Origin of the sequence: Streptococcus sp. HMSC077D04 (genome assembly GCF_001808785.1) — a bacterium.
Lineage (GTDB): Bacteria > Bacillota > Bacilli > Lactobacillales > Streptococcaceae > Streptococcus > Streptococcus mitis_BX.
Map to the genome: position 1 here is coordinate 1 of NZ_KV794522.1, position 24,096 is coordinate 24,096.

Below are 24,096 nucleotides of genomic sequence, written 5' to 3' on the forward strand. Positions count from 1 at the left end.
TGAGCTGTTATTTTCAACTCTTACTATTATACAGACTTTTCAAACTTTGTCAACTACTTTTTTTATCTTTTTTCATTTTTTGCATGGCTTCCTAGTATGTACGGATGTCAAACTCTTTAAATACAATACGTAAGTCTCTTAATACTCTTTGACGACCTCGGAAGCGTTCATTTCTTAAGACGCGTTCTAACTCTTCTTGTTTATCTTTACTTTGTTTGTTTCTATAATTTCTTAGTGTCTCATGAAAGAGATAATAATCATCTAGCCAGAGACCTCCCTCGCTTATACGATGACTAAGCTCACCTACTTCTTCATAGGGTTCTTTATCATATCTTCGTTTTTGACTTTCTTGCTTACGGATATAGTCTAGAATTCGATTTCGGAACTTAGTCTTAAAATATTTCCTTAAACGAGGAATATCTTCTACCAGTCCTTCTTCTCTACTGATCAATTCATGTAAGCAAATCATACCCTCTTGTTCCCAATCCGATAGCTCCCATAAATGAAGGTAATATTCATTTCTACACTTGTACACAATTCCCTGGACTTCTTTATACAATTCTTCAATCATATTGTTCCCCTTTCTAGATACAGTCTAACAGATTCAGAAACACTTTTGTCCCATTTCCTCCGTTCTGTCCCCTTTATCTCCTCAACTGCACAAAAAAGAGAGGGCAAGCCTCTCTCTGGGTTATAATTCTGCAATTTGGTTTAGGTTTACTTCTGCTATTGTGTCATTACCAAACATAGAGATAATCATCTTCACTTTATTGTTATCAATCTCTGTAATCTTACCAGTATAATCTGCAAAAGCACCATCAATGATACGTACAGTTTGACCAACTTCAACATCGATATCAAACTCTTGTACAGTTTGTCCCATAGAAACCAAGATATCACGGATTTCTTGTTCCAATAATGGAGTTGGTTTTGATCTATTTCCGTGAGATCCGACGAATCCTGTAACGTTTGGTGTATTTCGAACAACAAACCAAGCTTCATCTGTCATCACCATTTCCACAAGAACATAACCTGGAAAGCGATTTTCTTCTACTTCTTTTCTCTTTCCATTTTTTTCAACTTGCACTGTTTGTGTTGGAATTTCAACGCGTAGAATATTATCCAACATATTGTAGGTTTGTGCACGTTGTAATAGATTTTCTTTTACCTTATTTTCATAACCAGAATAAGTTTGTAAAACAAACCACCCTTTATCAAAACTATCCATGATATTTCCTTTCATAAATAGAAGATTTCTAGTGTAATTAACTCCACTAGCCTTCTAAAAAATGTTAATAAATCGAATCAAACCTGAAACAATCAACTGGTCAAAAATGTAAATAATTACTACAAAGAAAGCTGTGTATTCCATAATAGAACGAAAATCTCTCCAGCTTTCCTTGCGAGTTGGCCATGTTGTGTCTTTAAGAAGTCTAAAAATATCTCCAATAAAACGCATCGCTCTCTCCTATCTCGTTTCTCTGTGTGTAGTGTACTTACCACAATGCTTACAAAATTTATTTACTTCTAGTCGTGTAGGTTTGGGGTTTCCACTAATCTTGATTGAATAGTTTCTAGAACCACAAACCGCACAAGCTAGGCTTGCTTTTTTTAGTGCCATAACGCCTCCATCTTATCTATTATAACAAGAAAGCTAGGCTTTGACAAGCATCTTAACGAAATAGATTGACTACCGAATCCCATATCGTTTGAGCCTTTTCCTTAATTTTAGCATCTGAGATAGCACGGCTAGCCTCATCTACCAGATTTTGTGCACGACTTCTAATATCAGACAGGCTATTATCCGCCTGATTTTCTTCATTACTCTGTACTTGATTTCTTGTATTGGCTGGTGCAATTCCATTTTGCTTATAAGCATTTTCGACTGTAAAGGTACTTCCTGGCGTATAAGGTAAAATGGTATTTGCAATGTTTCTAAAGACATGGGCTGCACCGTTTGAAGTAGAGCCAGCTAGATAGTGGCTTTCATCAGTGGTAGGGAAACCAAGCCAGTGACTAATCACTACATCCGGAGTATAACCAATTACCCACTGGTCACTTGTGTATTCAGGATTGAAAACAGCTTCAGTTGTTCCAGTTTTTCCTGCCATGACATAGTCTGCAGGCGATGAACTAACACCGGTACCGTTGGTGAATGTCCCCAACATCATACTAGTCATCTTGTCAGCTACAGACTTATCAATCACCCGTTTTTGTGAATTTTTATGGCTCGCAATAACCTGCCCACTAGCATTTTCAATTCTACTAATAAAATGAGCTTCCGGCATTAAACCTTCATTTGCAAAAGCAGCATACGCTTGAGCCATTTGAAGAGGGTTGGTTTCAACACCGCTTCCCAAGGCGACACCAAGAACACGATCGACTTTTTCCATATTGAGTCCGAATTTTTCGCCCGCCTCAAAAGCCTTATCAACTCCCAAATCATTAACAGTGGCAACAGCAGGCAGATTAAGAGATTCTGCCAAGGCTTGATACATAGGAACTTCTCGACTCGTTTTGATCCCTGCATAGTTATCAACCTTATAGCTGTCATACTGCATAGTATGGTTATCCAACTGCTTATTCAAAGCCCAGCCAGCTTCAACTGCAGGCGTATAAACAACTAAAGGCTTAATTGTAGAACCAGGGCTACGTTTTGATTGAGTTGCATAGTTGAAATTCCGGAATCCATTTTTATCATTGCCAGCAACCTGACCGACAACTCCACGAACTCCACCTGTTTTCGGTTCGAGAGCCACACTTCCTGATTGAGCAAATGTTCCATCCTCTACCCTCGGAAATAGAGCTGTATTTTCATAGACAACCTGCATATTTGCTTGATAGTTTTGGTCCAGCTCTGTATAAATGCGGTAGCCATTATTGACAATTTCTTCCTCTGTTAGATTATACTTGGAAACAGCTTCATTAACAACCGCATCAAAATAAGAAGGATAGCGGTAATCTGAGATTTTTCCTTCATACTTATCGTGCAATTGCGAAGTCATATCAACTTCTGCAGCTTCGGTTTCTTGGTTTTTATCAATGTAACCCGCTGCAAGCATATTCTGCAAAACAGTATCGCGACGATTGGTAGAATCTTCTACGGAATTCAAAGGATTATACAGTTCCGGCCCCTTTAGCATTCCTGCCAGAGTCGCAGCTTGATCCAGACTCACTTCTGATGCAGAAACTCCAAAGTATTTCTTACTCGCATCTTCTACACCCCACACACCATTTCCAAAATAAGCGTTGTTAAGGTACATGGTTAGAATTTGATCCTTACTATATTTTTTTGTTAATTCTAAGGCAAGGAAAAATTCTTTCGCTTTTCTCTCAACAGTTTGATCCTGCGACAGATAGGCATTTTTAGCCAGCTGTTGGGTAATAGTAGAACCACCACCTGAACGGCCAGCAGTTACAATAGCCAAGAAGAAACGACCATAGTTAATCCCGTCATTTTTATAGAAAGAACGGTCTTCTGTCGCAATAACGGCATTCTGCAAATTTTTACTGATATCAGTCAATTCAACATAAGTTCCTTTTTGACCAGACAAGGCACCAGCCTCCTTTTCTTCACGGTCAAAAATGAGAGTTCGAGTTTTCAAGGCATTTTGCAAATCATTGACATTGGTTGACTTGGCTACAGCAAACAAATAGGTTCCAACTAGCAAGCCTGCACTCAAACCTAGTATAAGGACAATCTTTGTTAGATGATAGCGACGCCAGAATTTTCGAATTGGACCTACTTGGGCCAATTTTTTTCGATCACTACGAGAGCGACGTAAGCTAGTAGAATCAGAATCCTCTAGTTCACTTGTTTCTTTTTTAAAAAGAGAAAGAAATTTCTCGAATAATTTATCTAATTTCATGCGTTTATTTTATCATCTTCATCATAGGAAGACAAGAATTTAGCTATTTCCTATCCAAATAGGGCTTTTTTTGTTACAATATCTGTATGAAATTCACATTTACATTACCAGACTCTCTACCTCAAATGACGGTTAAGCAATTACTAGAGGAGCAACTCCTCATCCCTAGAAAAATCCGTCATTTTTTGAGAATCAAGAAACACATTTTGATTAATCAGCGAGAAGTTCATTGGAACGAAATGGTAAGTCCTGGAGATGTTTGCCAGTTGACTTTTGACGAGGAAGATTATCCCGAAAAAGAAATCCCTTGGGGCAACCCAAACCTCGTTCAAGAAGTTTATCAAGATCAACACTTGATTATTGTCAACAAACCTGAGGGTATGAAAACACATGGTAACCAACCAAACGAAATCGCACTTCTTAACCATGTCAGTGCCTATGTCGGCCAAACCTGCTATGTCGTTCATCGTCTGGACATGGAAACCAGTGGTTTGGTTCTCTTTGCCAAAAATCCTTTTATCCTGCCTATTCTCAATCGCTTACTGGAGAAAAAAGAGATTTCTAGGGAATACTGGGCACAGATCGACGGACATATCAACAGCAAAGAACTTGTTTTCAGGGACAAAATCGGACGTGATCGTCATGACCGCAGAAAACGAATAGTTGATACAAAAAATGGACAATCTGCTGAAACACATGTAAGCAGATTAAAGCAATTCCCAAACAAGACTTCCTTGGTTCGTTGCAAACTAAAGACAGGGCGAACACATCAGATTCGCGTGCATCTCTCTCATCACAACCTCCCTATCCTGGGTGATCCTCTCTATAATAGCAAATCAAAAACAAATCGGCTTATGCTTCACGCCTTTCGACTGTCCTTTACCCATCCGCTTACATTAGAAAAGTTAAGTTTCACTACCCTTTCCGATACATTTGAAAAAGAATTAAAAAAGAATGGATGATTGTTGTGTCATCCATTTTTCAATATAAGAAAAGCAAGGCCAAGAGGCCTTGCTTTTTATCGACTCAAGAATTATTTAGCGATTTTTGCGAAGTATTCAAGAGTACGAACAAGTTGTGCAGTGTATGACATTTCGTTGTCGTACCATGATACAACTTTAACCAATTGTTTACCGTCAACGTCAAGAACTTTAGTTTGAGTTGCGTCAAACAATGAACCGTAAGACATACCTACGATATCTGAAGATACGATTGGATCTTCTGTGTAACCGTATGATTCGTTTGAAGCTGCTTTCATAGCTGCGTTCACTTCATCAACAGTAACGTTCTTTTCAAGAACTGCTACCAATTCAGTAACTGATCCAGTTGGAGTTGGAACGCGTTGTGCAGATCCGTCAAGTTTACCGTTCAATTCTGGGATTACAAGACCGATAGCTTTAGCAGCACCAGTTGAGTTAGGAACGATGTTTGCAGCACCAGCGCGAGCACGGCGAAGATCACCACCACGGTGTGGTCCGTCAAGGATCATTTGGTCACCAGTGTAAGCGTGGATAGTAGTCATCAATCCTTCAACAACACCAAAGTTGTCTTGAAGAGCTTTAGCCATTGGAGCCAAGCAGTTTGTAGTACATGAAGCACCTGAGATAACTGTTTCAGTACCGTCAAGAACGTCGTGGTTAGTGTTGAATACAACTGTTTTAACGTCGTTTCCACCAGGAGCAGTGATAACAACTTTTTTAGCTCCACCTTTAAGGTGTTTTTCAGCTGCTTCTTTCTTAGCAAAGAAACCAGTAGCTTCAAGAACGATTTCTACACCGTCAGTAGCCCAGTCGATTTGTTCTGGATCACGTTCAGCAGAAACTTTAACGAATTTACCGTTAACTTCGAATCCACCTTCTTTAACTTCAACAGTACCGTCGAAACGACCTTGAGTTGTGTCGTATTTCAACAAGTGCGCAAGCATAACTGGATCTGTAAGGTCGTTGATACGAGTAACTTCAACACCTTCTACGTTTTGGATACGACGGAAAGCAAGACGACCGATACGTCCGAAACCGTTAATACCAACTTTAACTACCATTAGTGATTTCCTCCTTATGAAAATCATGAAATTTTTATTGTGAAAAGAGTAACTTGAATCACTACAAATCACCTTTCAACAAACCTATTATATAACTATTTGAGTTGAATTGCAAGTACGGGCGTTGTTTTTTGTCTATACCCCACTTATTTTTCTTTCTCCTTTGAAAGCCTATACTGCTGTCTTTCTTTGTCTACCTAGTCATTTCTCACTTTCCTTTTCAGATGAAAAGTGAAAACAGAAAAGCTAAAAATTATTTTCAATACTCTAATTCTACAAGAAAAGAGACAGGAAATTCCTGCCTCTAGGCTGATAAACAATTATTTACGGCGTCCTGGTCTTTCTTTGTAGCCATAGTAAGAATCTTCGATGATTTCTTGCATATGGTCAACCATTGGAAGACGTGGGTTAGCTGGTGAACATTGATCTTCATAAGCAAGGAAGGCCAATTCACGAGAATGTTCTTTCCATTCTTTTTCATCAATTCCTTGTGCTTTGAAGTTCATTTGGATACCTACGCGCTCACCAAGTTCGTAGACAGCTTTTGCGTAAGATTCCACACCTTCTTCTGGAGTAGAAGCTGGAAGTCCAAGCATGCGTGCGATATCTTGGTATTTTTCATCTGCACGGTAGTAGTTGTACTTAGGCCATGTTGCTGTCTTGGCTGGACGTGTACCGTTGTAGCGGATGACGTATGGAAGCAAGATAGCATTTGTACGACCATGGATTGTGTGGAATTGCGCACCAATCTTATGGGCCATTGAGTGAGAAATACCTAGGAAGGCATTGGCAAAGGCCATACCAGCGATTGTTGAAGCGTTATGCATTTTCTCACGTGAGTGGAAGTCCGCATTCTTAACTGAGCTTTCAAGGTTTTCGAATACAAGTTTAATTGCTTGAAGTGCAAGACCGTCAGTGTAGTCGCTAGCCATTTGGGATACGTAAGCTTCAGTTGCGTGAGTCAATACGTCCATACCAGTATCAGCAGCAACAAATCCAGGAACTGTCAATACCAAAGCAGGGTCTACGATTGCCACAGTTGGTGTCAATGAGTAGTCAGCGATTGGGTATTTACGGTTGTTTGCTTTATCAGAGATAACGGCAAATGGAGTTACTTCAGATCCTGTACCAGATGTAGTTGGAATCGCGATAAATTTAGTCTTCTTACCAAGCAATGGGAATTTGAAGGCACGTTTACGGATATCCATGAATTTTTGTACAAGGTCACGGAAGTCCACTTCTGGTTGCTCGTAGAAGAGCCACATTACTTTAGCAGCATCCATTGGTGAACCACCACCAAGAGCGATGATTGTATCTGGTTTGAAAGCACGCATGATTTCAGTACCACGTTCAACTGTAGTGATATCTGGATCTGGTTCTACATCAGCAAAGATTTGGTAAACAACCTTATTGCGACGAAGATCAAGTTGTTCGATGATACGATCAAGGAAACCAAGCTCTACCATGGCATGGTCAGTAACGATCATGACACGTTCAACGTCACGACATTTTTGAAGGTATTGAATTGAATCACGTTCAAAGTATGTTTTTGAAGGAAGTTTCATCCATTGCATGTTATTTCTCCGTCTTCCGACTTTTTTGATATTCAAGAGGTTAATGGCACTAACGTTATCCCCAACTGAGTTGCGTCCGTAAGAACCACATCCGAGTGTCAATGATGGCAAGAAGGCATTATAAACGTCCCCGATACCACCGAAAGTAGAAGGTGAGTTACAGATAACACGAATAGCTTTAACAGCTTTACCAAATTCTTTAGTCAATTCTTCGTCAGCTGTGTGGATAGCTGCTGAGTGTCCAAGACCGTTAAATTCAACCATTTGACGAGCTTTGGAAATACCATCTTCACGGCTTTCAGATTTCAAAACTGCGATAACTGGTGACAATTTTTCACGAGTCAATGGCTCATTTTCACCAACTTCTTTACATTCTGCAGCAAGAATGTTTGTTCCTTCTGGAACTGTAAATCCTGCTTGCTCTGCAATCCAAGTTGCTGGTTTACCAACGATGTCAGCGTTCAATTTTGCACCAGCACAGTTTTTGCTGTTTGCTTTCACGCCGAAGCAGAATTCTTCAAGAAGTGCTTTTTCTTTTTTGTTTACAAAGTAAGTGTGATAAGATTTGAACTCTGCTACAAATTCATCGTAAATTTCTTTATCAATGATAACCGCTTGCTCTGAGGCACAGACCATACCATTATCAAATGATTTAGACATGACGATATCGTGTGCAGCTTGGCGAATGTTAGCTGATTTTTCAACATAAGCTGGAACGTTCCCGGCACCTACCCCAAGAGCTGGTTTACCACAAGAGTACGCCGCTTTAACCATGGCATTACCACCTGTTGCAAGGATTGTTGCAATACCTTCGTGGTTCATAAGGGCACTAGTTGCTTCCATAGATGGTTCAGTGATCCACTGTACACAGTTTTCAGGAGCTCCTGCTTTAATCGCAGCATCACGAACAATTTGAGCTGCGTGAGCTGATGATTCTTGAGCTGATGGGTGGAAGGCAAAGACGATTGGATTACGTGTCTTCAATGAAATCAATGCCTTAAAGATTGCTGTCGAGGTAGGGTTAGTTGTTGGAGTGATACCACAAACAACACCAACTGGTTCAGCAATAAGAGTTAAACCTGTTACATCGTCTTCTTCGATAACGCCAACTGTTTTAGTGTGACGCATGTTGTTTACTACGTGTTCACAAGCAAACAAGTTCTTAGTTGCTTTATCTTCAAATACACCACGTCCTGTTTCTTCAAAGGCATGTAAAGCCAATTCTCCGTGGGCATCCAAAGCTGCCACTGACGCTTTAGCTACGATGTAGTCGACCTGATCTTGGTCGAGTTTACGCATTTCTTCAAGAGCAACTAAAGCTTTTTGTACCAAGCCATCGACATGCTTTTCAGCAGCGAGTTTCTTTTCCTCTGGTGTCACAGTTTTTTTATCAGCCATATTTTCCTCCATAGCTTTCAAGGATTGATATCCTTTGTTAATTTTTTCACAAGTTTATTATAACGCATTATTTCGATTTTGTAAACAGTTTCATAAATATTTCACAAAGAGTTTTTTAAACCTTGTGAAATATTCCTCATTTTCCTTCCTTGTCAGGTTTTTTCTTCAAAGTTTGTGAAAACAATTTCAAATATTTTTTATTTCACAAACTTGCTTGGAAGAGAGACTTGGAAGAAAAAGGATTTGCAGGTAAGCGCTTACTTAGGTATTCTAACAATACCTCCTTTGATAAGGAGGCTTTATTTTTGTTGAAAAACGCCTTGTTTAAAAGTCCCTTCATAAACGACTTCTTGTTCTGTTGTTAGTTTTCCTTTTCCTTCAGCCTGACCATTTACAAAATCACCTTCGTAGGTCCAGCCTTCTTTGGATTGAAAGGTACCTTTTCCGTTGAAGGCTCCATTGTTGAAACCACCTGTATATTGGTCTCCATTTTGGAAAGTAATGGTACCTTGTCCATTCATTTTACCACGGACAAGACTGCCATCGTAAACAATCGTTCCATTATCAAGCTTTAGAACACCTTTCCCGGGAATATTTAGAAAAAAGACGAGCACAGCACAAAAAACAATCGTAACTACTGCCAAAAGCTCTAAACGTGGACGAGTCAGATAGACACGATACTTGTCGTAAAAATTCTTAAGATTTTCCATCTTCACTCTCCTTCTCTAAACGTTCTAACCATGCTTGACAACCCTCTTGAACACGCTGATAGGTTTCCTCAAAATCTCCTGTATACCAAGGATCTGGAACGCTTTCAGATGCAAATGAGTAAATCTTATCTTGACAGTCTACTGGACACATCTGACGTAAGTCAGAAACATTTGAAGCGTCCATTCCGATAATATAATCAAAGGCTTCAAAATCTTCCTTGCTAATCTGAAGCGATGTTTTGGCTTTGTCATAAGGAATCTGATACTCTTGAAAAATTCCTTGAGTTCCCTTATGAATCGGATTACCATGTTCCCAAGAGGAAGTCGCTCGACTTTGGATTTCATAATTATCTGTCATTGATTTCATAACAAATTCGGCCATAGGGCTGCGACAAATATTTCCCAAACAGACAAAGACTAGTTTTTTCATCCCATTTCCTTTCTTTTATAGAAAAACGGGAGTTAGTAATCCCGTCTTATTTTTCAATTGCGCCTTCTAGTGAAGCTGTTTCTTTCAGCGGTAATACTGTCTTGATAGCAGCTAGTTCAAAAGTCAAGTAAACTCCATCGACATCAAGAACAATGGTTCTCTTCTCAGTATCTACTTCATCGACTGTTCCGTAAAGTCCACCGATTGTAATCACTTCATAGCCTTTTTGCAGTTTATTTAAGCTTTCCATACGTTTTTGTGCTTGTTTCTTTTGAGAGCGTTGCATAAAGAACATCAAGGCAAACATACCTACAAGCATGATCACAAATGTTAAATTTGGACTAATATTTTCCATAGTATTTTCTCCTTTGTATTTTACATAGGACTACTATATCAAATTTCAGCTACTTTTACAAGATTGTGCCTTGTTTTTCTAGTAAGAAAAACCAGAGCTTGCGCCCTGATTTTTAGGATTATTTCAAATTTTGAACGACTTTTACAAGATTTTCGACAGTAAAGCCATATTCTGCCAATACTTTTGGTGCTGGGGCAGAGGCTCCGAAGGTATCAATACCAAGAACAGCACCATCTAGACCAACATATTTGTACCAGTTTTGAGTTGCACCCATTTCGACTGCAACACGACGGCGAACTGCATTTGGAAGAATTTCTTCCTTGTATGCTGCATCTTGTTTATCAAAGACATCTGTAGATGGCATGCTGACTACGCGGACTTTTGCGCCTTGACTAGCCAATTCTTTGGCAGCTGAGACAGCAAGATTAACCTCTGAACCTGTCGCAATCAAGATGGTATCAAAGTCTGCTGCATTTTCATAGACAACATAGGCACCTTTTGCAACCTTGTCAAAGTCTGTTCCTTCTTCAACAGTCAAGTTTTGACGTGTCAAGACAAGGGCAGTTGGTGTTTTTTCACTTGTCACTGCAAGGTACCAAGCTGCTTGCGTTTCACGCGCATCTGCTGGACGGAAAACATTCAAATTTGGCATGGCACGAAGACCTGCTAAGTGCTCAACTGGTTCGTGCGTTGGGCCATCTTCCCCTACCGCAATAGAATCGTGGGTAAAGACATAAGTCACAGGAAGACCTTGCAAAGCTGACAAGCGGACAGCTGCCTTCACATAGTCAGAGAAGACGAAGAAAGTTCCACCGTATACACGAAGTCCACCGTGAAGGGCCATCCCGTTCAAGATCGTTCCCATGGCAAATTCACGAACACCAAACTGAATATTACGGTTCAAGCGATTGGCATCGTCTTGAAGTCCATCAGTCTTGATATAAGTCATGTTCGAGTGAGCTAGGTCAGCTGATCCACCCAAGAAGGTTGGCAACTTAGCAGCTACAACGTTCAAAGCATCTTGGCTTGAATTACGAGTTGCTTGAGAGAAGCCATTTTCTAAAGCAGGGAAGTCCGCTGGAGTCACTTCAACTGGGTCGCGTCCGTCGATGATGGCTTCTACTTCTGCAGCCAATTCTGGATGCGCTTCTTTATAATCAGCAACTAATTTAGTCCAAGTTTGATAAGCTGATGCACCACGGTCTGCAACATGTTCTTTGAAATCAGCATATACTTGTTCTGGGATTTCAAATGGTTCATAGTCCCAGCCAAGGGCTTGGCGAGTAGCCGCAGTTTCATCTGCTCCAAGAGGAGCACCGTGTACGGCATTAGTTCCTTGTTTATTTGGAGAACCGTATCCAATAACAGTCTTCACTTCAATCAATGATGGTTTGCCTGAAGCTTTAGCTGTTTCGATAGCAGCATGGATGGCTTCCAAGTCTGTTCCATCTTCAACCAAGGCTGTATGCCAACCGTAAGCATTGTAACGGTCACGAACACTTTCTGTAAAGGAATCCTTTGTCTCACCATCCAAGTTGATGTCATTTGAATCATAAAGGACAACCAACTTATCTAGCTTTTGCAAACCTGCGTATGAAGCTGCCTCACTTGAGACTCCTTCCATCAAGTCTCCGTCTCCACAGATAACGTAAGTATAGTGGTCAAAGATATTGTAGCCTTCGCGGTTATATTTGGCTGCCAAGAAACGTTCTGCCTGGGCAAAACCAGTGGCAGTTGAAATCCCTTGACCTAAAGGACCTGTTGTAGCATCAATCCCTGCTGTATGGCCAAATTCTGGGTGACCAGGTGTTTTTGAACCCCATTGACGGAAGCTCTTAATCTCATCCATGCTGACATCTTCAAAACCAGAAAGATGAAGAAGGGCATAAAGGAGCATTGAACCATGGCCTGCTGAAAGAATAAAGCGGTCACGGTTAATCCAGTTTGGTTGAGCCGGATTGATACGAAGTTGTTTTGTAAAGAGGCTGTAAGCCATAGGAGCCGCTCCCATAACCACACCTGGGTGACCTGAGTTGGCTTTATTAATGGCGTCAATACCTAGGAAACGAATTGCATTAACAGATAGATTTGACATAGAATTTCCTTTCTATTTGAGGTGATTATTGGATCACACATTCTATTTTACTATTATATGAAAAAATACATAGAATAGCAATTAAACAATTCGACGCTAGATAAGTCTCCTATTTTCTACTCTCTTGTCGCCTGATAGTAGGGAAGCAAGCGTTCATAAGCATCTTCTAACTTTTCTAAAATCATTTCTAATGACTGGGTTTCTATAAAAGAAACATCTGCCTTAACTAACACTTTTCGAACTTCCTGACTCCTCAACTTCTCACGTAAAGTACGACGATTTTCTTCGTTCGCCTCCCACCGTTGACTTTGACCATCTGAGTAGGCTAGATAATAAATCCCTTCAATGGTTGAAATTTCTAAAACTTTAGCCTGCTTGCCTAGAGTTTGCTCATCCTTCTTACGCTCGATGAAACTGACTTCTAGTGATACTCCAAAATCTGAAGGGCTCCCATATAAACGTAAAGCCAGCATAGGTTCTGTCACTTGTCCGTCTCTCTGTAGATAAACCCAAAAATGTGGTCGCAAACGCTGGGCCTGATTCATCCACTGGCTAGTCTGTTGGAGTTGCCATTCTGGATGGCTTGCTTGGAAAGCTTTGGCCAATTCTGTAAAAGCCTTTCGGGCCTCTTGGCCTTTGTGGCGTAATTCCAGCATCTTCTCCCGTTCTTCTCCTGATTTATCAGGATTACGGTACTGCAAATCTGCAAAGTCTAGATAGTCTCTTATCTTATTCAACATCCATTTAACCTCCTCTAACTAGCAAAAAATCAGGATAAACCTGATTTTACTTATTCTGTATCTACAACAACATAGCGATTTGGCTCGTCACCTTCAGAGTAACTCGTCACGCCATCCATACGTGAAATAATACGATGGATAATCTTACGTTCGCTATTTGACATTGGATCCGTTTGATGACTGCGGCCTTCTTCTAAAACACGAGTCGCCAATTTTTGCGCATAGGTCTGCAAGACTTCGGCACGGTGTTCAACATAATCATTGACATTGATTGTGATGTAGAAGGTTCTTGAATAGCGATTATAAAGATAATTTTGAGCCAATAGTTGCAAAGCCTTCAAGACTTTGCCATGGTAACCGATAATACGACCTGGTTCGTTGGTGTCAATCTGTAGATTGATGCTACGACGGTTATAGTCATTTGAAATCGTCGCCTCAACGTCCATATCATCAATAATCGTTTGAACATAAGTCGTTACTTCCGTAGCTACTTGTTCAATATCAAAGCTCGGTTCCACCTTTAAGCCCAAATCTTCTAATTCTTGACTTTCAGTTTGTTCAGTTTGGCTCTCAACAATAGGAGTTTCTGCTTCTTCGAGGCCAGCTTCTTCAAGCTGTAATTCATTTAAAATCTCAATGTGCCCAGTTTCTTCTAAGATGGTGCTAGCATGTTTTTCATTTTTCAAGATTTCAGCCTTGACTTCATCAGAAACCCCTTGGCCTTCTTCTTCAATCTTTTTAATTGCTTCTACAACATAACCCAAATCAACGGTTGCTTCACTGACCGTTTTGACCGGTTCATTTTGTTCATTGATTTCTTTAGGAACACCCTTAATAGCTTGTTGATTTGCTTTAATGACAGTTGTTTCACTAATAGCTTCAATGTCAACTTGAGCTGGTTTTTTACCAAATAAACCAAGAAATCCTTTTTTCTCGCGAGAAATGACTTTGATATGAGCCTTCATTCTTGGAATATCTAATTCTTTCAATCCTTTCTGGATTGCTTCTTCAACAGTTGAACCTGTAAATACTCCCATTACCAGATTCCTCCTTATTATTTCGTTTTCTGAGCCTTTTTCTTGGCTTTTCTTTTTCTATTTTCCAAATCTTTCTGTGCCTGAGCTACCGCCTCGCGCTCTGCAATAATCTTGAATGGATTGTTCAAGAAATAGGTTTGCAAGACTTGATAAGCATTGGACACTGCCCAGTAGAGAGCGACTCCGCTCGGAGCATAAACCCCAAAGATAAAGATTAAGACTGGAATACCATACATCATCGCAGTCGTAGCGCCATTACGCTCAGACAAGGCTTTATTAGACAGCCAAGTACTTAAAAAGGTAAATACAGCTGCTAAAATCGGAAGAACAAGGGTTGTATCCACACCACCAAGGTTAATCCATAAGAAATGACCTGTCTTTAAAAAGTCAACTCTTGATAGAGCTTGGAACAAAGCCAAGATAACCGGCATCTGAATCAAAATCGGCCAAAGAGAATCTGACTGTCTGACACCCATTTCTTTAAAGACTTTACGCATTTCTTGCTCTAGCTTGGTTCTGCTTTCCATATCTCGACCTGGATATTGTTCTCGAAGCGCCTTAATGCGAGGTTGAGCTTCCTGCATTTTTCTGGATGCCACCATTTGCACTTGGAAAACTGGCAAGAGGACTGTACGAATCAAGATCGTAAAGAGAATAATCCCTACTCCGATACTGATATCAAACGATAAAAAGCGAATGATTTCCGCAAAGAAGTAAACAAATTTACTCCAAAAATCAGCCGAATCGGCTGTGATATCGCTAGTTGCCCCATTTGTTGCACATGCTGTCATGATCAATAGAGACAGTCCTAGCAAACTAGTCAACTGTAGTTTCTTTTTCACTCCCATTTCCTTCCTGGTAAATCTTTGATAATTTTAATACGTGGAGTAGATTTTTCTCCATCTCTGCGTATCCCAAGATTTCGACCCCTTTTCGAGCAATGACAACAAAGTCGACATCTTCTACCAGACTCCCTTTGGCATTCTGGATAATATGCCGAATCCGTCGCTTAATTTGATTTCTAGTGACGGCATTCCCCAGTTTTTTGCTAACTGATAGACCTACTCGAAAATGGTTTTTCTGGTTTTCTAGTTGGTAGACAACAAATTTGCGATTGGCAAAACTTGTCCCCTCCTTGAAAATCGCCTTAAAATCTTTCTCTCTTTTTACACGAAAGTTTTTCTTCAAAACTCAACTCCATCTATTAAATTACTACTATTATACCATATTTTTCAAAAAAGCCAATCATAGCAAGGTTTTGGACATTTCCATCAGAAAAAGAAGCTGGAAAAATCTCTTTTCCAACTCCTTGTACTGAATATTTTTTCTAGTTTTACTTATTTTTTCAAGCGTTCAACGTCACGGGCAATGACCAATTCTTCATCAGTTGGAATAACCAAAACACGGATCTTCGCTGCCTCTGTTGAGATGTCTCCTGTCACACCAAATACGTTCTTTTCTGGATCAACATCACAGCCAAACCAAGAGATACCTGAGATAACATCTTCACGTACATTTACTGCATTTTCACCGATACCTGCAGTAAAGATAATAGCATCTGCTCCATTTAGGACCGCAAGGTATTGACCGATATGTTTTTGGATACGGTCAACATACATTTCATAAGCCAAAGTGGCATCGTGGTCCCCTTCTTCCATAGCAGCAATCACATCACGCATATCACTGGATTTACCTGAAACCCCCATTAGTCCTGATTCACGATTAAGGATGTGACTAATGTCTTCAGGAGTATTAAAGTCCTCTGTATATTGCATTAAGTAAGGAATGATAGCTGGGTCAATATCTCCTGTACGAGTTCCCATCATCACACCACCAAGTGGAGTGAATCCCATTGAAGTATCAACAGATTGACCGCCCTTAACTGCTGTAATAGAAGCACCATTACCGATGTGGCAAGTAATCAATTTTAAATCTTCTAATGGACGTCCCAAGAGTTTTGCAGCTTCTCCTGCTACAAACTGGTGACTTGTACCGTGGGCACCATATTTACGAACCTTGTTTTCTGTGTAATATTTTGTTGGTAGAGGGTAGCGATAAGCTTTCTCTGGCATAGTTGTGTGGAATGAAGTATCAAAAACAACTACACTGGTGATGTCTGGCAACAATTCCTTGAAGGCACGAACACCTGCTGCATTAGCTGGATTGTGGAGAGGAGCCAACAAGCTCAACTCTTCAACTTTTTCTAAAACATCTCCCTCAACAACTGTTGATTCTTTGAAATATTCTCCACCTGCAACAACACGGTGTCCAACACCTGTAATCTCGTCATAAGCCTTGATAATATCGAAACGAATCAAGTCATCCAATAAAATTTTAACGGCTTGTGTATGATTTTCGATATCCAAAATTTGTTGTTCAGAACGGCCGTCAAATTTTACAGTTGAAATTGAATCTTTCAAACCGATACGTTCAATCAAGCCTTTCGCCAATACTTTTTCTTCTGGCATTAAGTATAATTGCCATTTCAAACTTGAACTTCCTGCATTGATTGCAATTGTTTTTGTCATAACATGATACCCCTTTTTAAGCGTTTTCATCTATTATAACAAAATCTATTTTATATTTCAGTACCTTGAGTCCATTTTTGAAAATTTTCTTTAAATTTCATTAAAACACTTGCATCTTGTAAGCTAGCAAGTGGATAAACAAAAGGCTCTACTGCTATTTCATTTTTCTTCTGTAAGATAAAAATAGTCTTAGATTGTTTAGCATTAGCAAAGAGATTTTCAGGCAGACTAATCATAGCAACCAGACTTGCCTCTTCTTTCAACCACTCTTTCAACAAGTCACTTTGAGGACTGGTCAACAAATCACTCGGAGCGAGAAAAATAGCGTATCCGTCTGACTTGAGATACTTAAGTCCTTGTTCCATGAGCAAGTGATGGGCGTAAGTATGTTCTTGACTAGAAGCAACTTGATGGCGCGACGCAACGGCATCATCAGGATAATAGCCGACAGGCAAGTCGCTGATGACCACATCGCTTTCTTTGAGCATTTGTGGACGAACGGCATCTCCTTGGACAAAGCCAGCCTGCAAACCAATTACATCTGCCATGCTTGCTGCCAAATCAATCAGCAAATCATCCACTTCCATTCCCAAGTAATCCACTTTTTTATCAAGCGAGGTCAAGAAAGTAGCGCCCAAAATTCCCATCCCAGAACCCATTTCGAGGATCGTAATCTCCTCCTCTTTAAACAACTCTTCCACAATAAACACCAAAAGTAAAGCAATAGCATCCGGTGTAAACTGGTGATTGGCCTGCAAGGGTTCTGTTTGCCCAGCCTTCATCAAGAGAAACTGGTAGGTCTTGAGCCACTCTTCTTTGCGTAGTGCTAAACGCTTAAGGGCTTGATTGTTGTCTTTGACCTGCTCTAACTCAGTCTCACCATCCAAATAGATGCTGTTTTGCTCCACCAGGGCGTCATAAAAGTTGGTCGCCAAATCACTTTGGATGACTTGGACATTCTCTAGTAAATACGTATAAGCTTGTTCAATTTTTTCAAAATCCATATTCCTATCTTATCAAATTTCCCTTCTTTTTTCCATCCTTATAGAAAAATCACTCCCTGACTAGGCGAGTGATTTTTGGGCTACTGTTAAAAAGAGTTCTGAGTAATTTCCTTGAAACAGGTCTTCAGCGCTATAGAGGATCTGACTATGCACAGATGAAAAACCAAACTGGGCTAGATTGTTTTCCAGTTCAACCAATTCAAATCCATGATGGTTAGCTTCTGTCTTGGTAAAATCAGCAAGTAAAAGTTGTCCGTTTTCTCTCAGATGTTGATGAAACAGTGAGAGAGTCGCATCCAAATCAGGCATATGATGAAGAACACGACAAACAACAATGAGATCAAACTCTTGCTTCAAGGGATTTTCCAATAAATCTTGCTCCAAAAAGTGGATATTCTTGATGTCTTGCCGCTCCGCTTTCAAACGAGCTTGCTCCAGCATTTTCTCCGAGATGTCTACAAGGGTAACCGACTGGGCCTGCTTGGCCAGGGGCAAAGCTAATAGACCCGTCCCACCACCAAAGTCCAGTATTTCTTTGTCTGATAGAAGATCAATCTGTTTCTCGACTGCTTGACAAACCAAGTTTGCAAGGAAGATATTTTTAGGTGAATCAAAAGTTTCTGCTTTGTGGTTAAAATCATGTTTCATATTTTTAGTTTAGCACAAAGTAGCTTGATTGGCTAGGAATTCTCTTTCTTTTCAACTTTCTCTTCTGATTTTTTCTTCTCTGCTTGATTACTTGAATCAGTCACTACCTTTTCCTTTTTAGCTGTTTTCTCTTCTTTGAGTTTGACGGAAGGAAAGATGAACTCATATTGGCTCTTAGGCGTACGAACCCTTGTCACCAAGCTTGTTTTCTTGTTTTGATAGTTCACCTGACCTAGATTAAAGGCCTGTTCTCCACTTTCTTGTTCAACCTTATCTTTGGTTCGCTTGGCCATAGCAAAAGCGATTAACTTTTCTTTATTTAAAGCATAGTCTTGATAGTGGGCGACTTGTCGGTTCAAGTAAAATTGTAACAAAAGACTAAAGATGGCTGCCATAGTGACTGCATAGAGGAGAACACCTGCCTTAACTTTTTTCTTTTTCCACACGATAGATAAACTCCCTTTCTAAGCCTTTTTGGAACTGGAAATGAAAGCGAACCAGTTGATTCTCCTCTGTAATCTGTGCGGATTTGAGTCCATAAATCATAGGCTGATATCCTCGTCCACTGGCATCAGTTTTTCGAAAATCATCCGATTTTGACTTACCTATCGCAATTTCCTTGCCATCCTGCTTCATATAAAGGCGATTGCCCTCCACTTTTTCGAATTGCGAACGATCTAATTCTGCCTCCAACTGGTCCACAAACAGGAGCCACTCCTTTTGCTCGCTTTGCTGTTGGTAGCGAACTTCTGAAATGAGGAGCTGACTCATGGCTTGAAAGAGAAGTAAACTTCCACTGATAACAATGAGGGCAATCAGGGATTCTAACAGGGTAAAAGCCTTGATTTTATGGCTCCTTGATAGCCAACAACTGTTCTGAACCATGGTAGACCTCCAATCCCTTTTCACTAGAAAACACCTGAATCTCAACTCCGTTTACGTTTACCTGATTTTGACCTGTCTGCAGTGCCATCTTAGCTACACGCACAACTTCTTCTTTCTGCAAGATTTTTGCTTCTTCTTGCCTATTCTTTTGAATTTGTCCCAAAAGAAGGGTCGCAATGCTGGCAAAGATAGCTAGAGCGACGACTGCTTCTAGTAAAATTACTGCCCTAATTTTTTGTTTCCTTAATGCGTTTAATTTTTCCATTTCCTAGATATAATTGATAACGAATCGCTCCTTTACTGGTCTGAAATTCAACCTTAGCTAGGGACGAATTACCCCCAGTTCGGTCAAATGTGATACTTTGTCCTGATGGTGCTTGAATTCCTTTAGGAACTGTCAACTTTTGACTGCCATTGCTAATCGTCTGCCCATCTAAGTTTAGACTAGCCTTTTGCTGACTAGCTACACTACGTTTTTGTGTTTCCCGATAGAGTTCTTCAAACTCCATAAAGAAAATCTGCTCCTCTACCGCCGCAAAAGTGGACTGGACAGAGTCGGACAAGCCCAAGGCAAGGATACTCACAAGACCCAAAACTAATAGACTTTCCAGCATGGTAAAGGCCTTAATCATTGACTTTACGATTTGCTCCTCCGTTTTTAGTATAGTATTCATTATAAGCTTTAGCCTGCTCTTCTGTGATTCTCCCATCTGCTTGTAACTTGCTTAGGCTAGCATCTTCATTTTTATCCAAGCTATAAAGCTCTGCCTGGCTTTCCACAACCTTAACAACAGCAGCTTTTCCTTTGTCATTGACTGCTTCTTTTTGCTTGGTCAGATTAGGTACAAAGAGTAATAGAAGCACGCTGATGATGAGCAAGACCACCAACATCTCCACAAGTGTGAAAGCTTTAACCTTAGCTTTTTTCAAGAATGTCATCATTTTTTTCATTTTAAAAATTTACCTCCATATTTTGATACATGGGCATGAGCATTGCCGCATAAAGTAAAACGATAATCAGTGCCACAAAGATAAAAACCAGTGGCTGCACAAAATTCATGGTGCGATTGACTCGAGTAAAAAAGGCCTCCCAAGTTTTTTCAGCATAGATTTCCAACTCACTACCCAGCTTGGACTTGACTTCCCCATATTCAATAATCAAGCTCAACTCCTTCTTAAAGAATGGATATGTCGCTATCGTCTGAGAAAATTCCTGACCATTTTGTAAGGATCTAGCTAGATTTTGACCGATTTCTTTAAAGAGATGAGAACCCTGTTCCTGCATGATCTGAAAAATCTGCGTCAGCTCCATTCCCTGTGAAATCATATTCCCCCATTCACGCGCATAATAGGCTGTCAAATAGGTCTGCACAAAGATTCCAAGAAAAGGAAGGCGTGCTAGGATAGAAAAGACGCGCATCTTAGAACTTCTTTTATAAAAAGTTAGTGCTAAAAGGACACCTACTGAAACAAGGCCTACCATTCCTAGAAAGATTTGTGGCAGATTGCCGATAATTTGGGTGGCAATATTGCTACTATCCAGTTGTGGTAGTAGATAGTTCCGTAGCCCCAGCATGATTAAAAGAAGAAATCCCAGTAAAATCAAAGGATAGGTCGCTACTTCAATTAGTTTTTTCTTGACCTTGGCCAGATTGTCTAGATACTCTTCTATCTTTCCCAAACTCAGGTGGAGATTTCCATGGACTTCCGCTAGGGATAACTGAGTGACAATGGCACTTGAAAATCCCAAACCTTCCATCATTTCTGAGAATGATTTCCCCTGAGACAAGCCCGTGCGCATCTGGGTCACGCACTGCTTGTCCAACAAGGCACTCCTATCTAAAAAGGAGATAGTCTCCACTAGATGAAAACCGCTGGAAAAGAGATTATTAAATAAGGTGATGATATTTTTTTGCTTAGCTGTAGCTAATTTTTTCCGTTTCAGCCTGAAGACTTGTGATATGTCCATCTTTAAGAAGCTGGTCAATCTGTTCATTCCAGCTAGTTGGTTGGTGTTCTTGATAGTCTTTGTTTGCAAAGTCAACGATTCCTCCTCCCCCGATTAATCTCTGGTAGCAGACTCCTTGCAGAACGACCGCCAATTCCTCCTCACTCACACCCAACTCCAACAGGCGTTCATAAACACCTCGGATACTCTTGGCATGAATGGTTGAAAAGACTGTTGCCCCTGTCAAACTGGCTCTGACCACTGCACGCGCCGTCTCGCTGTCCCGAATTTCTCCAATAATCAGGAGATCTGGTCGATGACGTAAGGAAAGCTTGATGAGATTTTCATAGGTAAGCCCAATCGCCTCATTCAACTGCAACTGGAGCATATCCTCTTGTTTGATCTCTACCGGATCTTCAATGGACATGACTTGTTGTCCTTTGAAGAGGGACTTGGCCAATTCATGCATCAGGGTCGTCTTACCACTGCCGACTGGACCAGCAAAAAGATAGAGTCCTCGTTGCCTGTACTGCTTGCCCAGTTCTTCAATATCCTGAAACCAAAAATGCAAGTCCTGCTCCTCATCGTGCAACAAGCGAATAACTAAACTCTCATGACCTCGATAATCGCCTACAGTAGATAAACGTAGGGATACCATCTTCTGATCATATTCATAATCACAGGAACCTAGCTGACTACGTCGCTTTTCTCCCACATTCATACCTGCCACAAACTTGAAATGACTGATGACGGCCGCAAATTTTTCAAAATCATAACAACCAATTTTACAGCGCTCGTCTCCTATTCTCATATGAAGCTCATAGGCGTCTAACTTAGGGACAAAATAAATATCCTGCGCTCCTTTTTTCCGGGCCGAACGAATGATTTCTTGTGCAATTTCTTGAACCATACTTACCTCCTCACCCATACTATTCGCAAAGATTTGGAAAAATAAAAAAAGCAACTCCAAAAAGTTACTTTTTCTCTATTTTAATTTCATACGGCAAGAACGATGTCTTTCCTGACCAGTTTGTTTTTCATATCCCGGACGTAATTTTTCGTCTGGGATAACCTGCTCATCCTGCAAAAGAGCCAACGAATGGTATTGTTGTAAATACTCATCACATTCATCACACCAGCGTTGGTCTTCTGGATCCCAAAAAATGGTCATCAAATCACTTCTACTTTTATAAAGAGGGGATTCTTGTTCCAATCTAAACCAGCAAGTTTTGTAGTATTTGAGAGCATCATAATACTGGTCAAATTTCTTACTTGCTACAATGTCTTCTTCCCAACCTTCTAAGAACCACCAAGGTTCAAAATCTCCGTACATTTCTATAACACGATACATATTCATTCATTCCTTTGTACCGTATATTATAACCAATTCCGCCAGACAAGAAAAGAAATATGCTCATTTCTTAATTTCCAGATAAAAAATCCAGCCATCTTATGATGACTGAATTTCTATTTGCTTATGTTCCAAAATCTTGTTACTACCTAGGCTTCCGAGATATCGTTTTCGATAATGACCTTGATTGCATGGTGGTCTGCTGCCTTACTGAAGACTTCATAGGCTTTTTCAATTTCACTGAGTTTGAAATAATGAGTTACCAATTTTTCTGGTTCAATCTTATGACTTTCAAGTGCTTTCAACAATTGTGGAGTGGTATTTGTAGATACCAAACCAGTTGTTACATTGATGTTGCGAATCCAAAGTTTGTCCAAATCGAATTCAACTGGTTTACCATGTACACCACAGTTGGCAACTGTTCCGTCTATACCGATAATCTTTTGACAAAAATCAAATGTTGCAGGAATACCAACAGCTTCGATAGCGACATCCACACCACGACCATCTGTCAAATCATAAATTTCTTTAATGGCTTTTTCAGGGTCTGAAGAATTAACTTTATGAGTCGCACCAAATGATACAGCAGTTTCCAAGCGGTTATCGTCTAAGTCCACCATAATCAATTTAGCTGGTGAGTAGAATTGAGCTGTTAAAAGAGCAGCCAATCCAACTGGACCTGAACCAATAATGGCTACACTACAACCAGGTTCTACTTTCCCTTTCAAGACACCAATTTCATACCCAGTAGGCAAAATGTCTGATAGCATAACTAAAGCTTCATCTGACAAGTCTTCTGGAGTATGGTAAAGAGTGTTATCTGCATGAGGGACACGTAAATATTCAGCCTGCATACCATCAATCAGGTGACCGAAAATCCAGCCCCCTTCATCTTCACAGTGGGCATAAATTCCTTTTTTACAGTAGTAGCATTTACCACAGGCACAAACACAAGAAATCAAGACCTTGTCGCCTTTTTTGAAATTCGAAACTCCTTCTCCAACTTCTTCAACAATCCCAATCCCTTCGTGACCAAGAATGGTACCACTTTGGCAAGCGGGAACATCCCCTTTGATAATATGGAGGTCTGTTCCACAAATAGTAGTTTTTACGATACGCACAATAGCATCTGTTGGCTTGCGAATAACTGGTTTGTCTACATCAACAAAAGAAGCAAGTCCTGGTTTAACATAAGTATAGGCTTTCATAAAGCACTCCTCCGTTTTTTTATTTGTACTATTTATAATACAATTGTAAGCCTTTTCATTTGTTTCTTCAAGTATTTTTGTGATTTTTTTAACTTTTTTATTTACCGGTAAAGAAATATAGATAAAAAAGCAGAAGCTAGTCTGCTTTTATCCTTAACAAAGAGAAATTTCACTACTCCAGAAGAACTTTCGATTAACATAAAACGACTAAACAAAAATGATATTACTGATAGATGGAGAATATTCTTCTATATCATTAATAAACTAGGACATCC

Annotated in this window: 28 protein-coding genes; 1 reads left to right on the forward strand and 27 read right to left on the reverse strand. The window is 40.1% G+C overall.

The window, feature by feature from the left end; translation table 11 throughout:
• Positions 1-91 precede the first annotated feature (91 nt).
• The 5 genes from HMPREF2701_RS02960 to pbp2a form a co-directional block, all read right to left on the reverse strand.
• Positions 92-571, reverse strand: a complete 480-nt coding sequence (locus tag HMPREF2701_RS02960; RefSeq protein WP_070482053.1) for a sigma-70 RNA polymerase sigma factor region 4 domain-containing protein — start codon at positions 569-571, stop codon at positions 92-94.
• Between the two features lie 120 nt (positions 572-691).
• Complete coding sequence (nusG, locus tag HMPREF2701_RS02965; RefSeq protein WP_049492454.1) at positions 692-1,228, reverse strand: transcription termination/antitermination protein NusG; 537 nt, start codon at positions 1,226-1,228, stop codon at positions 692-694.
• A gap of 54 nt (positions 1,229-1,282) precedes the next feature.
• Positions 1,283-1,459 (reverse strand): preprotein translocase subunit SecE, encoded by a 177-nt coding sequence (gene secE / locus HMPREF2701_RS02970; protein WP_001210991.1) that lies wholly within the window; start codon positions 1,457-1,459, stop codon positions 1,283-1,285.
• A gap of 9 nt (positions 1,460-1,468) precedes the next feature.
• Positions 1,469-1,621 carry a 50S ribosomal protein L33 gene (gene rpmG, locus HMPREF2701_RS02975; protein WP_001809375.1) on the reverse strand — a complete coding sequence of 51 codons (153 nt, stop codon included), beginning with the start codon at positions 1,619-1,621 and terminating at the stop codon, positions 1,469-1,471.
• A gap of 52 nt (positions 1,622-1,673) precedes the next feature.
• Complete coding sequence (pbp2a, locus tag HMPREF2701_RS02980) at positions 1,674-3,869, reverse strand: penicillin-binding protein PBP2A (protein WP_070482054.1); 2,196 nt, start codon at positions 3,867-3,869, stop codon at positions 1,674-1,676.
• A gap of 86 nt (positions 3,870-3,955) precedes the next feature.
• Between pbp2a and HMPREF2701_RS02985 the strand changes: the two genes are divergently transcribed.
• Complete coding sequence (locus tag HMPREF2701_RS02985; RefSeq protein WP_081109289.1) at positions 3,956-4,831, forward strand: RluA family pseudouridine synthase; 876 nt, start codon at positions 3,956-3,958, stop codon at positions 4,829-4,831.
• 71 nt (positions 4,832-4,902) lie between these two features.
• On the opposite strand, the gene gap is transcribed toward HMPREF2701_RS02985, so the two are convergent.
• From gap to HMPREF2701_RS03095, 22 genes are all read right to left on the reverse strand, one after another.
• Positions 4,903-5,910 (reverse strand): type I glyceraldehyde-3-phosphate dehydrogenase, encoded by a 1,008-nt coding sequence (gene gap / locus HMPREF2701_RS02990; RefSeq protein ID WP_000260685.1) that lies wholly within the window; start codon positions 5,908-5,910, stop codon positions 4,903-4,905.
• Positions 5,911-6,230: 320 nt separating this feature from the next.
• A complete protein-coding gene (gene adhE, locus HMPREF2701_RS02995; RefSeq protein ID WP_070482055.1) occupies positions 6,231-8,882 on the reverse strand; it encodes a bifunctional acetaldehyde-CoA/alcohol dehydrogenase in 2,652 nt (883 codons plus the stop codon).
• Between the two features lie 299 nt (positions 8,883-9,181).
• Positions 9,182-9,592, reverse strand: a complete 411-nt coding sequence (locus HMPREF2701_RS03000) for an MORN repeat-containing protein (RefSeq protein ID WP_070482056.1) — start codon at positions 9,590-9,592, stop codon at positions 9,182-9,184.
• Positions 9,579-10,022: a low molecular weight protein-tyrosine-phosphatase gene (locus HMPREF2701_RS03005; RefSeq protein WP_049552209.1), complete on the reverse strand. Its 444-nt coding sequence runs from the start codon at positions 10,020-10,022 to the stop codon at positions 9,579-9,581. Before HMPREF2701_RS03005 ends, HMPREF2701_RS03000 begins: the two co-directional genes overlap by 14 nt.
• A gap of 46 nt (positions 10,023-10,068) precedes the next feature.
• On the reverse strand, positions 10,069-10,368 hold the full coding sequence (gene yajC, locus HMPREF2701_RS03010) for a preprotein translocase subunit YajC (RefSeq protein ID WP_049492702.1): 300 nt from the start codon (positions 10,366-10,368) through the stop codon (positions 10,069-10,071).
• Positions 10,369-10,495: 127 nt separating this feature from the next.
• The gene (gene tkt / locus HMPREF2701_RS03015) at positions 10,496-12,472 is read right to left on the reverse strand and encodes a transketolase (protein ID WP_049552210.1); all 1,977 of its coding nucleotides are present in this window, start codon (positions 12,470-12,472) and stop codon (positions 10,496-10,498) included.
• Between the two features lie 116 nt (positions 12,473-12,588).
• Positions 12,589-13,212 (reverse strand): hypothetical protein, encoded by a 624-nt coding sequence (locus HMPREF2701_RS03020; RefSeq protein ID WP_061590183.1) that lies wholly within the window; start codon positions 13,210-13,212, stop codon positions 12,589-12,591.
• A gap of 50 nt (positions 13,213-13,262) precedes the next feature.
• Complete coding sequence (gene jag / locus HMPREF2701_RS03025) at positions 13,263-14,249, reverse strand: RNA-binding cell elongation regulator Jag/EloR (RefSeq protein ID WP_061590182.1); 987 nt, start codon at positions 14,247-14,249, stop codon at positions 13,263-13,265.
• 17 nt (positions 14,250-14,266) lie between these two features.
• The gene (locus HMPREF2701_RS03030) at positions 14,267-15,091 is read right to left on the reverse strand and encodes a membrane protein insertase YidC (protein WP_207203425.1); all 825 of its coding nucleotides are present in this window, start codon (positions 15,089-15,091) and stop codon (positions 14,267-14,269) included.
• Entirely contained in the window at positions 15,066-15,437 is a 372-nt protein-coding gene (gene rnpA / locus HMPREF2701_RS03035; protein WP_061590180.1) for a ribonuclease P protein component, read from the reverse strand. Before rnpA ends, HMPREF2701_RS03030 begins: the two co-directional genes overlap by 26 nt.
• Before the next feature lie 149 nt (positions 15,438-15,586).
• Positions 15,587-16,777 (reverse strand): acetate kinase, encoded by a 1,191-nt coding sequence (locus HMPREF2701_RS03040; protein ID WP_070482057.1) that lies wholly within the window; start codon positions 16,775-16,777, stop codon positions 15,587-15,589.
• Positions 16,778-16,827: 50 nt separating this feature from the next.
• Entirely contained in the window at positions 16,828-17,781 is a 954-nt protein-coding gene (locus HMPREF2701_RS03045) for a class I SAM-dependent methyltransferase (RefSeq protein ID WP_049552215.1), read from the reverse strand.
• A gap of 60 nt (positions 17,782-17,841) precedes the next feature.
• Entirely contained in the window at positions 17,842-18,429 is a 588-nt protein-coding gene (locus HMPREF2701_RS03050; RefSeq protein ID WP_070482059.1) for a class I SAM-dependent methyltransferase, read from the reverse strand.
• Between the two features lie 32 nt (positions 18,430-18,461).
• A complete protein-coding gene (gene comGG, locus HMPREF2701_RS03055) occupies positions 18,462-18,875 on the reverse strand; it encodes a competence type IV pilus minor pilin ComGG (protein ID WP_070482061.1) in 414 nt (137 codons plus the stop codon).
• Positions 18,853-19,314, reverse strand: a complete 462-nt coding sequence (gene comGF, locus HMPREF2701_RS03060) for a competence type IV pilus minor pilin ComGF (protein ID WP_061590176.1) — start codon at positions 19,312-19,314, stop codon at positions 18,853-18,855. Before comGF ends, comGG begins: the two co-directional genes overlap by 23 nt.
• A complete protein-coding gene (gene comGE / locus HMPREF2701_RS03065) occupies positions 19,277-19,579 on the reverse strand; it encodes a competence type IV pilus minor pilin ComGE (protein WP_061590175.1) in 303 nt (100 codons plus the stop codon). The genes comGF and comGE overlap by 38 nt, the downstream gene beginning before the upstream one ends.
• Positions 19,542-19,946, reverse strand: a complete 405-nt coding sequence (comGD, locus tag HMPREF2701_RS03070; protein ID WP_061590174.1) for a competence type IV pilus minor pilin ComGD — start codon at positions 19,944-19,946, stop codon at positions 19,542-19,544. Before comGD ends, comGE begins: the two co-directional genes overlap by 38 nt.
• On the reverse strand, positions 19,939-20,265 hold the full coding sequence (comGC, locus tag HMPREF2701_RS03075) for a comG operon protein ComGC (protein WP_070482063.1): 327 nt from the start codon (positions 20,263-20,265) through the stop codon (positions 19,939-19,941). Before comGC ends, comGD begins: the two co-directional genes overlap by 8 nt.
• 1 nt (position 20,266) lies before the next feature.
• Positions 20,267-21,283 carry a competence type IV pilus assembly protein ComGB gene (comGB, locus tag HMPREF2701_RS03080; RefSeq protein WP_080975925.1) on the reverse strand — a complete coding sequence of 339 codons (1,017 nt, stop codon included), beginning with the start codon at positions 21,281-21,283 and terminating at the stop codon, positions 20,267-20,269.
• Entirely contained in the window at positions 21,231-22,172 is a 942-nt protein-coding gene (comGA, locus tag HMPREF2701_RS03085; RefSeq protein WP_049487756.1) for a competence type IV pilus ATPase ComGA, read from the reverse strand. Before comGA ends, comGB begins: the two co-directional genes overlap by 53 nt.
• A gap of 75 nt (positions 22,173-22,247) precedes the next feature.
• Entirely contained in the window at positions 22,248-22,613 is a 366-nt protein-coding gene (locus tag HMPREF2701_RS03090; protein ID WP_000286409.1) for a DUF1033 family protein, read from the reverse strand.
• A gap of 149 nt (positions 22,614-22,762) precedes the next feature.
• Positions 22,763-23,821 carry a zinc-dependent alcohol dehydrogenase family protein gene (locus HMPREF2701_RS03095; protein WP_049510020.1) on the reverse strand — a complete coding sequence of 353 codons (1,059 nt, stop codon included), beginning with the start codon at positions 23,819-23,821 and terminating at the stop codon, positions 22,763-22,765.
• Between the last annotated feature and the right edge of the window lie 275 nt (positions 23,822-24,096).

Coding starts and splice junctions, on each gene's coding strand:
- HMPREF2701_RS02960 (WP_070482053.1), bottom strand. CDS start 571: ATGATTGAAGAATTGTATAAAGAAGTCCAGGGAATTGTGTACAAGTGT.
- nusG (WP_049492454.1), bottom strand. CDS start 1,228: ATGGATAGTTTTGATAAAGGGTGGTTTGTTTTACAAACTTATTCTGGT.
- secE (WP_001210991.1), bottom strand. CDS start 1,459: ATGCGTTTTATTGGAGATATTTTTAGACTTCTTAAAGACACAACATGG.
- rpmG (WP_001809375.1), bottom strand. CDS start 1,621: ATGGCACTAAAAAAAGCAAGCCTAGCTTGTGCGGTTTGTGGTTCTAGA.
- pbp2a (WP_070482054.1), bottom strand. CDS start 3,869: ATGAAATTAGATAAATTATTCGAGAAATTTCTTTCTCTTTTTAAAAAA.
- HMPREF2701_RS02985 (WP_081109289.1), top strand. CDS start 3,956: ATGAAATTCACATTTACATTACCAGACTCTCTACCTCAAATGACGGTT.
- gap (WP_000260685.1), bottom strand. CDS start 5,910: ATGGTAGTTAAAGTTGGTATTAACGGTTTCGGACGTATCGGTCGTCTT.
- adhE (WP_070482055.1), bottom strand. CDS start 8,882: ATGGCTGATAAAAAAACTGTGACACCAGAGGAAAAGAAACTCGCTGCT.
- HMPREF2701_RS03000 (WP_070482056.1), bottom strand. CDS start 9,592: ATGGAAAATCTTAAGAATTTTTACGACAAGTATCGTGTCTATCTGACT.
- HMPREF2701_RS03005 (WP_049552209.1), bottom strand. CDS start 10,022: ATGAAAAAACTAGTCTTTGTCTGTTTGGGAAATATTTGTCGCAGCCCT.
- tkt (WP_049552210.1), bottom strand. CDS start 12,472: ATGTCAAATCTATCTGTTAATGCAATTCGTTTCCTAGGTATTGACGCC.
- HMPREF2701_RS03020 (WP_061590183.1), bottom strand. CDS start 13,212: ATGTTGAATAAGATAAGAGACTATCTAGACTTTGCAGATTTGCAGTAC.
- jag (WP_061590182.1), bottom strand. CDS start 14,249: ATGGGAGTATTTACAGGTTCAACTGTTGAAGAAGCAATCCAGAAAGGA.
- HMPREF2701_RS03040 (WP_070482057.1), bottom strand. CDS start 16,777: ATGACAAAAACAATTGCAATCAATGCAGGAAGTTCAAGTTTGAAATGG.
- HMPREF2701_RS03045 (WP_049552215.1), bottom strand. CDS start 17,781: ATGGATTTTGAAAAAATTGAACAAGCTTATACGTATTTACTAGAGAAT.
- HMPREF2701_RS03050 (WP_070482059.1), bottom strand. CDS start 18,429: ATGAAACATGATTTTAACCACAAAGCAGAAACTTTTGATTCACCTAAA.
- comGF (WP_061590176.1), bottom strand. CDS start 19,314: ATGGTTCAGAACAGTTGTTGGCTATCAAGGAGCCATAAAATCAAGGCT.
- comGE (WP_061590175.1), bottom strand. CDS start 19,579: ATGGAAAAATTAAACGCATTAAGGAAACAAAAAATTAGGGCAGTAATT.
- comGD (WP_061590174.1), bottom strand. CDS start 19,946: ATGATTAAGGCCTTTACCATGCTGGAAAGTCTATTAGTTTTGGGTCTT.
- comGC (WP_070482063.1), bottom strand. CDS start 20,265: ATGAAAAAAATGATGACATTCTTGAAAAAAGCTAAGGTTAAAGCTTTC.
- comGB (WP_080975925.1), bottom strand. CDS start 21,283: ATGGACATATCACAAGTCTTCAGGCTGAAACGGAAAAAATTAGCTACA.
- comGA (WP_049487756.1), bottom strand. CDS start 22,172: ATGGTTCAAGAAATTGCACAAGAAATCATTCGTTCGGCCCGGAAAAAA.
- HMPREF2701_RS03090 (WP_000286409.1), bottom strand. CDS start 22,613: ATGTATCGTGTTATAGAAATGTACGGAGATTTTGAACCTTGGTGGTTC.
- HMPREF2701_RS03095 (WP_049510020.1), bottom strand. CDS start 23,821: ATGAAAGCCTATACTTATGTTAAACCAGGACTTGCTTCTTTTGTTGAT.